12 protein-coding genes and 1 other RNA gene are annotated in these 11,283 nt (G+C 47.5%); 4 read left to right on the top strand and 9 right to left on the bottom strand.

The features are described from left to right. Positions 1-160: 160 nt before the first annotated feature. The 3 genes from pdxT to HMPREF1640_RS03285 form a co-directional block, all read right to left on the bottom strand. Positions 161-721, bottom strand: coding sequence for a pyridoxal 5'-phosphate synthase glutaminase subunit PdxT (pdxT, locus tag HMPREF1640_RS03295; protein ID WP_036892367.1), 561 nt, complete (start codon positions 719-721; stop codon positions 161-163). Beyond that, complete coding sequence (pdxS, locus tag HMPREF1640_RS03290) at positions 718-1,590, bottom strand: pyridoxal 5'-phosphate synthase lyase subunit PdxS (RefSeq protein ID WP_036892365.1); 873 nt, start codon at positions 1,588-1,590, stop codon at positions 718-720. The genes pdxT and pdxS overlap by 4 nt, the downstream gene beginning before the upstream one ends. Positions 1,591-1,689: 99 nt before the next feature. Then, the gene (locus HMPREF1640_RS03285; RefSeq protein WP_036892363.1) at positions 1,690-2,778 is read right to left on the bottom strand and encodes a bifunctional hydroxymethylpyrimidine kinase/phosphomethylpyrimidine kinase; all 1,089 of its coding nucleotides are present in this window, start codon (positions 2,776-2,778) and stop codon (positions 1,690-1,692) included. Positions 2,779-2,891: 113 nt separating this feature from the next. Between HMPREF1640_RS03285 and HMPREF1640_RS03280 the strand changes: the two genes are divergently transcribed. Then, complete coding sequence (locus HMPREF1640_RS03280; protein WP_036892361.1) at positions 2,892-3,182, top strand: hypothetical protein; 291 nt, start codon at positions 2,892-2,894, stop codon at positions 3,180-3,182. A 167-nt stretch (positions 3,183-3,349) separates the two neighbouring features. Here the strand turns inward: HMPREF1640_RS03280 and HMPREF1640_RS13160 are convergent, their stop codons facing one another. Next, positions 3,350-3,514, bottom strand: coding sequence for a hypothetical protein (locus HMPREF1640_RS13160; protein WP_156098698.1), 165 nt, complete (start codon positions 3,512-3,514; stop codon positions 3,350-3,352). A gap of 315 nt (positions 3,515-3,829) precedes the next feature. Between HMPREF1640_RS13160 and HMPREF1640_RS03275 the strand changes: the two genes are divergently transcribed. Next, positions 3,830-4,633, top strand: a complete 804-nt coding sequence (locus HMPREF1640_RS03275; protein ID WP_036892359.1) for a type II restriction endonuclease — start codon at positions 3,830-3,832, stop codon at positions 4,631-4,633. A gap of 5 nt (positions 4,634-4,638) precedes the next feature. Further along, the gene (locus HMPREF1640_RS03270; RefSeq protein ID WP_036892357.1) at positions 4,639-5,565 is read left to right on the top strand and encodes a Dam family site-specific DNA-(adenine-N6)-methyltransferase; all 927 of its coding nucleotides are present in this window, start codon (positions 4,639-4,641) and stop codon (positions 5,563-5,565) included. Between the two features lie 119 nt (positions 5,566-5,684). On the opposite strand, the gene HMPREF1640_RS13155 is transcribed toward HMPREF1640_RS03270, so the two are convergent. Further along, positions 5,685-5,879 carry a hypothetical protein gene (locus tag HMPREF1640_RS13155; protein WP_156098697.1) on the bottom strand — a complete coding sequence of 65 codons (195 nt, stop codon included), beginning with the start codon at positions 5,877-5,879 and terminating at the stop codon, positions 5,685-5,687. On the opposite strand from HMPREF1640_RS13155, the gene ssrA reads away from it, so the two are divergent. Beyond that, positions 5,835-6,233: a transfer-messenger RNA gene (ssrA, locus tag HMPREF1640_RS12735) on the top strand. The genes HMPREF1640_RS13155 and ssrA overlap by 45 nt on opposite strands. A 372-nt stretch (positions 6,234-6,605) precedes the next feature. Here ssrA and HMPREF1640_RS03265 read toward each other — a convergent pair. The 4 genes from HMPREF1640_RS03265 to HMPREF1640_RS13485 all read right to left on the bottom strand — a co-directional run. Beyond that, a complete protein-coding gene (locus HMPREF1640_RS03265; protein WP_036892355.1) occupies positions 6,606-7,208 on the bottom strand; it encodes a DUF4840 domain-containing protein in 603 nt (200 codons plus the stop codon). Between the two features lie 183 nt (positions 7,209-7,391). Continuing rightward, the gene (locus HMPREF1640_RS12530) at positions 7,392-8,717 is read right to left on the bottom strand and encodes an outer membrane beta-barrel protein (RefSeq protein ID WP_052051683.1); all 1,326 of its coding nucleotides are present in this window, start codon (positions 8,715-8,717) and stop codon (positions 7,392-7,394) included. Further along, positions 8,714-9,274 carry an RNA polymerase sigma factor gene (locus HMPREF1640_RS03255; protein WP_036892353.1) on the bottom strand — a complete coding sequence of 187 codons (561 nt, stop codon included), beginning with the start codon at positions 9,272-9,274 and terminating at the stop codon, positions 8,714-8,716. The genes HMPREF1640_RS12530 and HMPREF1640_RS03255 overlap by 4 nt, the downstream gene beginning before the upstream one ends. A 481-nt stretch (positions 9,275-9,755) precedes the next feature. Further along, on the bottom strand, positions 9,756-11,283 hold a 1,528-nt coding region (locus HMPREF1640_RS13485; RefSeq protein WP_036892351.1), incomplete at its 5' end, for a hypothetical protein.

The following is an 11,283-nucleotide window of genomic DNA, read 5'->3' as shown; positions in this document are numbered from 1 at the left end:
GGCAAAAATACACCCTAAAAGAGCAAGGGCAAAAGCTGTCGCGTGTTTTTCTTGCGCTATGCCTTTGCTCTTTGATATTTGGCGCATGCCTTATGCGCTCGCCACATATCATGGTGGGCTATCAGCCCATTGGGTTCCATGTCATGCGTGCGGTTTCAGCCTATTTGCGTTTGGCTCGATCTTGGCACATGTCGATGAAATATTGGTGCACGGCGGTCTCATCACTCAACTCGGGATGAAACGACGTGACCAACTGGTCGCCCTGTCGCGCGGCCACGATGTGTCCGTCTACGATGGCCAACGCCTCGCAATCTTTGCCCACCTTGTTTATATATGGTGCCCTGATGAAGACCATTGACACTTTGCCCACGCCTCTCATCTCGGCTCTTGTCACGAAGCTGCCGAGCTGTCGGCCATAGGCGTTGCGTCTCACGTCTATGCTCATGGTGCCCAAATGTTCGCCATCAAGCATGATAAGGCCGGCGCAAGTGCCGAACGTGGGCAGGCCGTCGATGATGTCCCGCCTGATGGGCTCGTACAATCCCAAGTCGCGAACAAGCCTCATCATCGTGGTGCTCTCGCCCCCCGGTATCACAAGTCCGTCCTTGGGTTGCCGCCAGTCTGACAGGTTTCGTACCAAAAAGGTCTCGATGCCCATTTTCTGAAGCGTTTGCCGGTGTTCGGCAAACGCTCCTTGCAGTGCTAAAATGGCTATTCTCATTTTCCTCTCTCGGCCATCAGTATTTGTATTTCGCTCTCGTTGATGCCCACCATGGCCTCGCCGAGGTTCTCGCTCAGCTCGGCCAGCATCTTGGCGTTGTCATAGTTTGTCACGGCCTGCACGATGGCGCGAGCTCGTTTCTCGGGATCGCCGCTCTTGAATATGCCGCTGCCCACGAACACGCCCTCGGCCCCAAGTTGCATCATCAAGGCTGCGTCGGCGGGGGTGGCCACGCCTCCGGCGGCAAAATTGATCACTGGCAACTTGCCGTTGTCATGTACATATTCCACCAATTCAAACGGCACGCGCAGCGTCTTGGCAGTCTCGTACAGTTCATCGTGGTTAAGTGAGGTGATGCGGCGTATTTCGCTTTGCATCATGCGCATGTGGCGCACGGCCTGAATGACGTCTCCGGTACCGGGCTCGCCCTTGGTGCGTATCATGGTCGCGCCTTCGCTAATGCGTCTTAGGGCCTCGCCGAGATCCTTGGCGCCACATACGAATGGTACGCTGAATTGGCGTTTGTCTATATGGTAAACATCGTCGGCCGGAGAGAGCACCTCGCTCTCGTCTATGTAGTCTATCTCGATGGCTTGCAATATCTGCGCCTCCACGAAATGGCCTATGCGGCATTTGGCCATCACGGGTATGCTGACGGCCTCTTGGATACCTTTGATCATGTGTGGATCGCTCATGCGCGACACGCCACCAGCTGCCCTGATATCCGCTGGGATGCGCTCTAAAGCCATTACGGCGCACGCGCCAGCGTCTTCGGCTACGCGCGCTTGCTCGGGGGTTGTCACGTCCATGATCACACCGCCTTTGAGCATCTGTGCCAAGTTGCGGTTAAGAGTTGTTCTATCTTCCATTGTATGATTGTATTAATTTATGGTTTGTCCGCAAAGCTAAACATAAAAAAGGGAACGGCGCGACGGTCGTTCCCTTATCGTAAAATGTTGTTCCGAAAATCACAAGTCGCCCAATTTGTTCCGGTATGCGTTGGGCGGGCAATTGGCGTTCGCGCCGAAAAACTTGCTGAACATGGCCGGGGAGGAGAACCCCAACCGATAGGCCACCTCGCTGACCGACAGCCTCGTGGCACCCAACAGGCTCTCGGCTTCCGTCATCAGGTAGTCGTCGATGATTTGTTTGGGCGACTTGCCCACCACCTGCGAGGTGATACGGGCGAGGTATCTCGGCGTGATGGCCAGCCGGTCGGCGTAGAAGGCCACGCCGTGGGCCGTGCGGTAGTGGGCCGCAATGAGCGTCATGTACTGGTTGTAGAGGTCGGCGGGCCGAAGTCCTCCTCCGTGTGGCTCCACGGCATAGACCACCTGCGAGTGCAGATAGTCGTGGGCTAATCGGATGGCCGTGGCAATGTCGTCGCCCATGGCCAGTCGGGTGGCGACGGCTGACGACAGCACACCGCCCACACCGTGACGCTGCCAGCCCTCGGTGTTTTGCGAGGTGAAAAACTGCTGCCGGCCCGCTCCGTAGAGCAGGGTGGTGAGGCGGCCTTGCGTCTGGTGACCGCCACGCAGGAGAATGGCCTCGGCTCCCATCTCCTTCAATGCCTCGGCGGCGGCCGTCATGTCGTCGTCTGAACGGATGGCGCCCCCCAGTAGCAGCTCGGCCTCATTGCAGCGCAGGATGAGAAGCGTGGCTTCGGGAACAAGCTCTCGCCGCCACGCGTCGACAGCGTCGTCGGAGAGGAGTCGCTGGCCGCGCGAGCTGACGATGCCAGGCACGAGCACAGTCCGCGGACATCCGATGATCTCGCGCCTCAGGGCGCGGATGGTCGCGGCGTCGCGCACCATGCCCACCTTGGCGGCGCGTGGATGAAGATCCTCGACGATGGCCTTCACCTGTCCCACAACCATGTCGCGCGGCAGGTCGAGCAGGCTGCGGATGCCGCCGCTGTCTTGCACGGTCATGGTGGTGATGGCTGTCAAGGCGTTGCCGCCAAGGGCCGTGATGGTCTTGATGTCGGCCTGTATGCCGGCTGCGCCCGTGTTGTCGGAGCCGGTGATGCTTAGCACTGAAATCATTGGTTTCATGGTGCAAAGATAGCAAATCCTCTATGGAAAGCCGCTCTTTCCGCCGCCAAAAATTGGCACTATGCTCACGGGGCGGTTGTCTGTGTGCTTGATGTGGCTGTTCCGTCAAAAGCGTGGATAAAAAAATAACGTTGAAAAAAACGGATAAAACCATTCTGTTTTTAGCTTTCTCGCTAAAAGACAAGGCTGGGGGGCGGAAAAATGGGCAAAAAAATGATAATTTGGCAAAGCGCTTGAAGACAGAGGCTTGTGCTTTCTTGACAAAAATTGGTGTTGCCATCGCTATCCAATCGCAGCGCGATTGGATAGCGATGGCAACGCGATGGGATAGCAAAGGCCCGCCGTTTAGGTCTTTGTCGCATGAAGAAAAAGCAGTAAAGAGCAATCTTGAGTCCGTTTTTTGAGTGCATTTTGGGTAAAAGTCGATGGGTTTTCCACGATAACAGTCTTGTTCTCTTCGTTTGGAAGCTCGCCTCTTGCCTTTCCGAAGCTATTTGAATCCATTTCGTAACCCCTGAAAATTCGGAATTATCCTGACATTTCCCGGCTTTTGACATGCCGACATCGCGGCCTATTCCGCTCTCGCGGCGCATCGGGTGTCGACATGTAGGGGTTGTTGTTGACCGACGCGTTTCGCCGAAAGTGGGAGGTCCGGGGCGTAGGATGGGATGTGAAAAGGGTGTCTCGTGGCTTGGTCTACGTTGGGTTGGATGCCCTGTGGGGTGATATGTCTCATATACCTTTATGTTTCATGGGCAATCGTATCTTGGAAATATGACTTGGATGCTCGTTGGCATATAGACATTTGCCATTTTCGCCCTTGCCTTGATGATAGACGGTCTTTCCCCATGATGGAAAAATACCTTTGTAAATGGTGAGTTTCTCATTTTTTATTTATATTTTTGTCCTGTCAATTGTCCTGGTCGCTGCTTCTAATTGTAGACGGTATCAAACGAATTCCTACGATATGACGGAGGCGCCTGGCAACATTTTGTTGTTTAAGGGCAAAATCAAAATGTAAAGAAAAGCATGTCTTGCACTAAATAGATCTATGAACAAACAGGAATTTCAGGAAATCCTTTCCGAGGAGGTAAAATCATACAAGGCCTTACTTGAGACAAAAGACAATGAGTGGATAGTAAAAGGTTTTATAGACGTGAACAAGAACGTCTATGCAATAACCAATGACACTAAGGTTGTTTCCAAGATTATAGAAATTATCCTTATTCCCCAACTTGAATTTTTTGCCAAACGCCATGGCTTGGCAATGGAATTTCCCTCTGCTCAAAATTTTTATCCTGACATCACTTTTAGGGATGAAGACGGAAATCTCTTTGCGGTAGATTTCAAGTCAAGCTACTATGGGGATGACAAACGAGTAAATGGGCTTACTCTTGGTTCTTATTGGGGGTATTTTCGTAATCGCGACGTGAAAAGGAATACAGACTATCCATATGGTGACTATAAATGTCATCTTGTCCTTGGAATGCTTTACAAACAGAGCGCCGTGGAAAGGAACCAAAAGGAGGTGTATGGCATCGATGAGTTGGACGCGATAAAATCCGTCATAGGGCGACTTGTTTTCTTTGTGCAGCCTAAATGGAAGATAGCGTGCGACAGACCCGGCAGTGGCAATACGAGAAATATTGGCGGTGTTGTCAATATTGATAAGCTTATAAATGGGGAGGGGCCATTCGCGGAGCTTGGGGAAGAGGTCTTTGATCATTATTGGATGAATTTCGACAATGCGGCCGACGCAAAGACTGCCGGATTGGACAAACCGCGTTACAACAATCTCAAAACTTATCAAGAGTATTTAAAAAAAGAACATGGGATACTCGTGAAATTAAAATAATTGGCATGTCTATTATCATTCCTCCCATTAAATCGCAAGGCATTAAGACAAAATTGGTGCCATGGATTAACGACTTGATTTTAAGATCGGGCGTTTCGCTTAACGCGCGATGGATAGAGCCTTTTTTTGGCACGGGCGTTGTCGGATTCAATTCTCCTGTCAAAGGGACGCACATAGTGGGCGACACCAATCCCCATATCATAAATTTCTACAAGCAAGTGCAAAGAGGAGAAATTACACCATATACCATGCGTGCATATCTTGATTGTGAAGGCAAACTGTTGAGGACGGCGGACGAGGATGGTTACGCACACTATCGCCTTGTACGCAATCGGTTTAACGAAGAGCATAGCCCGTATGATTTTATTTTCCTGTCTCGGGCAGGCTTCAATGGAATGATGCGTTTCAATAAGCGCGGCGCTTGGAATATTCCATTCTGCAAAAAACCGGATAGATTTGCCCCCGCGTACATAACAAAAGTTTGCAATCAGGTGGGAAGCGTCGCCCGGGCGATACAAAAGAAAGATTGGGTTTTTAGAAATGTATCATTTATTGAAACAATATCGCAAGCAAGCGAAGACGATATTATCTATTGCGACCCTCCCTATTACGGTCGGTATGTAGATTACTATAATGGATGGACGGAGAAAGACGAGGAAGAACTTTTCTATGCCTTGACAAAAACTCGCGCCAAGTTTATACTTTCCTGTTGGCATCATAATAATTATCGTCCTAATGAGATGATAAAGCGTTTTTGGGGGCGATTCAATGTGATGACAAAGGAGCATTTTTACCATAATGGAGGAAAAATCGAAAATCGACATTCCATGGTTGAGGCGATGGTCTTTAATTTTGATTTGCGCGATAAAATGGAATGCGATGCCCATCGGCAATTGGAATTGTTTACTCTTGAATCTGCAAGATTAACATAATTCGTCTTGACGGTTGACAAATGGTGGAGATGATGATGTGAGCGGAACGGTTTAAACGAGATGCAAGTTTCAACGTAAAGTTGTAAATATTCAAGATAGAAGTGCAATTTTGGGGTGTTTTATTTTGTCTTCTCGCTTGTTCTCGCTATCTTTGCAAATTGGAAAATGGCCGGAATGAGGACGATGCCCATGAAATGATGGCAAGCGTCGTTCGCGCTAAAGGCCATGCGACACGTGGAACGCTGATTTTCAGTAGAGCGCGATGTATCGGGGTTGACTGGATTTGACAGCAGGATGAGATGGTACGTAAGCACGCGGAGCCTTGGTAGCTTGCTCCTTAATCTGAGCTGTCAAAAAATTAATTGGCGAAAACAATTACGCTCTCGCTGCCTAACCGAAGAACAGTAAGTTACTGGCTTAATTCCGTCACAAGGTGATGGAACGAGACATCGCTCCAAGGATGTTGTTCCGAATCTGAGGGCTTAGCGGTGCAGAAAAATCGGAAATAGCTCTCGCGGGCCTCGATGCAAGGGTGAAATTTAGAGGATAAGGTGCCGGTTGGTGGTCCAGGTCTTGCCGTCACACGAAAATCGAAGGCTGGAATAAACGTGTAGAAAGCGTATGATTTCCCTGTTTGGACGCGGGTTCGACTCCCGCCAGCTCCACTTTTAGGATAAGGTAGACCAGTAAGAAAGAATGCTTGAAATTAGCCCTGTGTGTAGCTAATTTCAAGCGTTTTTTTTGTATATATCCTCTGGCGGATTGTGGCATGCGCCATGGGGGCGTCCTTGTTTTGTAATTGGCGCGTACGATAAGCCCCGTCTCCGCGCGTGTCGCGAAAAACGGGGCTGTGTGTTTAAAATGGTTTAGATCAGATGGCGCTTGCTCCGCCGCAAGCTTTATTGTTGCCCAAAACTGTAAACATCCGTAATGTTATGAATGGTATTTACGCCTTGGAGATGTGATCCGCATAATTGCCATTTGCCAAGTTGGGTGTCTTGGGCTATTATTGGCACTTAATGGGTTGTTTTAACTGACCTTTATTTCTCTCTCTTTCCATCCAGTACGACAGGGATGTAACCCTTGATAAGCTCAGGCTTGGGCTTGCCATCCACAAAGACGGAGGCGATGACTATCTGAATTTGGATTCGTTTTTGGGCTGGGATATATCCACCGAAAGAACCACTGATATTGATATAGAATAGTATTTTTAGGTGATGAGCCTTGCCCTCGTACGTCGTGTTGTATTCCAAGGGTTTGGGATTGACAGTAAAGAGCAATGGGTCGTTCTTCCGTATGTCTATCATGCAGTTTAACGCTTGGGGTGGGAGTGTGGCAAGGGCGGCACTTATCTCTTTGTTAGTTATGTTCTTGACCAGTGGGGCGGTCGGAAAATTATTGATGCGCATGGTGGAGTCTGTCAGCATTTCCCATTTGACATCGACGGAGTCTAATTTTGACGCGGTGGTGGAAGTTGGATTTTTGTAAACCAACTTGCCAGTGTAGTTACCTTTAATTTGTTGGAAAGCTGCCGCCTTTTGTTCTTTGGTCAACACTGTCGGCTCATCATTGCCAATGCAAGATGTGAACGTCACCGCCGCACATGCGCAGCAAGCGAGAAAGATAGATCTGATAATTTTCATGTTTTAACGATGTTTATTAATTTGTTTTTTCTTGTTCGTTAAATGCTTAGACTGTCTAAATCTTGCATGTCTTGGTAATTTTTTTTTGCTGGGAATACAGCGCGAGACATAAGTATATTATAAAATTCACCTTAATAGCTGCCCTACGAAGGGGCCAATGGCATGAGTTTTGAAAAACTCGCGCTATTTGATGTTCAGCCGAATACCTACATTGACATTGCCCCCCAAAGGTTTGTCAGTGTACGAGGATTTGATATCGCTTTGATTTTTAAAATAATATTCTAATCCTGGCTCAACGAAAACGCTCATCATCTTTACTGGCTTGTATGCCAATCCGGCGGCGGCGTGTGCGCTGAATAATAGTTTATGTTCGCTTAGATTCTTTGAGACGGGAGGAGCGGTATGGTCTATATCAACGCTTTTCGCGACGCTTTTTCCCTTGACGAGCTTCTCAACTTCAGCCCCAGCCTTGACATATATATTGAAATAATTAGACTGCCACAAAGAGTAAGTGACACTGATGGGTATGCCGATATAATGCAGGGTTTGCTCGGTTGTTTTGGTGGAAACGACCGTTTCTTCGGTGAAAGTGGAGATTAGTTTGCTATAAGTCAAGCCGGACAGGACGCTCCATCGATCATCAATCATGTACTGAGCTGATACGCCTATTTTGATGGGACGATGGTGATATTCGCGTTTCACAGGCGGAGCGCTAATGGCGGACATGGATTTATTGTTGTCATCCCCGTTTACTGGCTCGCTTGCAAAAAGGGTCATGCTGGTGGCATACATCATGTCCGCGCCATCGGCCGATTGATGATGGGGTTGCCCCATATAGTATGCTGTGAGTTGCCATGTATCGGCATGATGCAATGTGTTATGCCGGTTGGTAGAATATTGAGGGCGATAGTGTCGAGATTGGGGCAGGTCGTTGCCCATAAGAGTTTGGCTGGCGTTATCCTGATCGACAATTTTGGCATCTTCCTCATGCTTTAAAGGTGTTTGGGCCACATCATGGTCAATGTCAGACTGGGCTAAAAGAGTCTTGCCCTCGTGGTTGGTATGCGCTGATGGGCTTTTTCCCGTGGCAAATTTTAGACGTGACACCATTTTCCCTAAACTCTGTGCCATATCTTTTTTCTCATTTTTTTTGAGTTGATACCCAGCGTCATTGATAGCTGTGGAAATTACATTTGCGGCAGCGTTTTGGGATGTACCGTAATCCCAAGTCTTTTTTTTCTCGCACTTTGTCTTGTCGGCCATAGTGCGCTCGCTCTTGTGATAGTGATGTAGATAGCCTATCGCGCTTACTCCAAGAAGAACTAACGCGCTTGCGGCCACTGCCATTTGTGGCCAAGACACCGCGTGACTAATCTTTCGTTTGGGCTGAGCTGGTACAATGCCGCGGGCCAACATCTCTCGTTTGATATCGGCCAATAACCCTTCGGGCGGAGTCTTCACGTATTCCGTCCCAAGGCGTTCAAGGTCTTTCTTCCATTGCTTTTTCATTGTTTGCTTCGTTTAAAGTCCAAAATTAGTTTAGCCAACATGTTTTTGGAGCGGTGTAATTGAGACGCGGAGGTGTCTGGCTTAATGCCTAACATTTTCGCTATCTCCTTGTGCGACAAACCTTCAATGATATATAGATTGAGCACCGTTCGGTATCCTGCTGGTAATTTCCCGATAAGTTGAGCCATCGTTTCAGTGTCTATTCCATAAGTGGTGGGCTCTTCATCAGGCAAATCAACCGGTTCATTATCGAGTGATGTCAAAGGGAGCTTCTTTTTCTGACGCAGTGTTTGCAGGCTTTCATTGATCACAATACGGGCCATCCAAGCCCGTAACGAACCTTGGCCACGATATTCAAAGTGGTCTATCCGTGTGAAAATCTTGATAAAAGACTCTTGCAACACATCTTTCAACTCTGCGTCTTCCGCGATGTAACGGGCACAAATGCCCGTGAGATATGGGGCAAATTCGGCGTACAATTTATTCATCGCCAAGACGTTGTCTTCGCGAAACAGGTTGATTATATCTTTCTCCTTGCCAGTTTGGGTGTACGTCATGAATAGTTTTTCTGTCTTCTAAACGTCATAAGACCGTAAAACTTGCATGGTTTTTAAACAAACTTGCGATCTGACTTGTATTTTACAAGTCAATTTTTAAGGATTTCGAGCTTCTTGCCAAAGCTGCTGATGTTTTCTCAGGGCAGGTGGTCTGGCCAAGCCGCTTGTCGCGACAGAAACCACTCCCATCAAAGCTCGCGACGGATGATGGCATGATGTATTTTCACAACAGGCCGAGTGTTTCTCATGGCTTCCGTTTACCCAATTTGCCAACGAGTTGGGCTTGAGAGGCTTTTTCATAAAAAGACGGCCTGTATCGTTGTTCTAAGCGGTGTGGAAGAACTCGACAACGAAATCAACAAGGCGCGCGAAAATGTGCGATATAAAGCGACCAAACGTAAAGCGCAACGTCCCGCGTTTGTCGTTACGTGGCGTTGCGCTTGCTCTTTTTACCGCTTGGCAGCTGTTTGGTTTATGGCTTTTAAGCCGTGGGAAAACCTTTACCCTTTATTTGCAATTCTGTTTTTTCAAAACCATCTAATACTATTACTATATATATTTTGGCATTACGTTTGGATAGTTCTGGAGGAAATTTTTCAGGGTGGAAAGTCAAGGTGAAAGCTCCTACTCTGTCATACCCTTTAGGCTGTTTTACAACCTTAGCTTTCCAACTTCCTTCTGGCAGATCTGCATATGTATCTTTACTTATCTCATATTTTATCCTTTTAATCTTAAAAGTTTGAGGAGCTACCTCTGCTCTTTCGGCAACTTTTCCACTTGAATCACCAGCGTATCGAGAACTTTCTATGTACACCTTGTATGTGTGTGGTTGGTCCTTGACTTTTTCACATGACGTTTCTTTATTAAAGTATATATATGCGTTTTTATTTTTCAAATAATTAGAATCCAATTTATGATTATAATAATTTTCTACATCTTTAATTTTCAATGGATTTACATATAGCTTTACATCTGTTTCTTTTAGATTTATCGTTTTGTATGTATTATCGCTTATGCGATATAGTTTCACTTCTCCAGCTCTGTATTCGGTTATTCCCTTATATTCGGTTACATTGCCTCCGCCATCATCTTTGGTCTTTGTCGTGGTCAGGAGAGGAATGCGTATCATTTTTGTTTTCCTTTTATCTTCGTTAATCTTAACTTTTCCTTCTATCTTCAAATATACCTTAGCGACAGCATCTTTGTCGATTTCTTGTGGTATCATGAAGACGGTAAGGTTATCGTACTTTTTGTCGCTACCTTTTAGTCCGGTAAACTGGGTTCCGTTTATCTTTGTGGTGGTTGCATGGTTGGGCTTGATATACACCGAGTCTTTTTTCGCGTTTTTGGTATCCCATTTAAAGCGTTCCACGTTTTTGTCTTTAGACAAATCTACTTTGCATGTACCATTCGTGCATAACCCTTTTAGAAGAATGCCCTCTATGGTGTAACCCGTAGGTACGCGGTCGCCAATGGCGAAGTTGATGGCTGTAAGGGCATGGTGCATGTTTATTTTCGTACCGCTGTTTATATTTTCATCGGTAGAGTTCTTATCATTTATCTCAAACTCCTCAGCCTGCCCTATCATCAAGTCTTTCTGCTGTGCCATGTCTTTTTTCAGGGAGTAGGTAAGGGTATATTTGTCTTTGCCATCCCTTACTAACTTGTCACCGTCCCTATCGTCCAATCTCGGGTATACGGCGGCGAGCTGCACCTTCGGCATGTCTGTCTTGTATGTTGCCACCTTGCCGCTTACATGCACTTTGCCGTCTTTCTTCGCACTGCCGTTGTTGATAAAGTTGGGTTCGTTGGGAGTGGCGTCGCCATCTTTATGCGCATAGCCATATACGCCAAAGGTGGCATCGTCGGGCATTTGCGCTATATCATCGTACATGGTGCCCCGTGTCAAGGCATCGGTAGCGAAGTTTAGTTTTACTACGTTGTTAAGCTCTGCTTTGTTGTTTTCCGTCTGAACTTTGCCCTCTTCAAGCTCTTGAGAGCACGACGTT

It is taken from the genome of Prevotella sp. S7-1-8 (assembly GCF_000758925.1).
Classification (GTDB): domain Bacteria; phylum Bacteroidota; class Bacteroidia; order Bacteroidales; family Bacteroidaceae; genus Prevotella.
The sequence above is the reverse complement of the archived record's forward strand: the minus strand, read 5'-3'. Positions and strand labels throughout refer to the sequence as shown.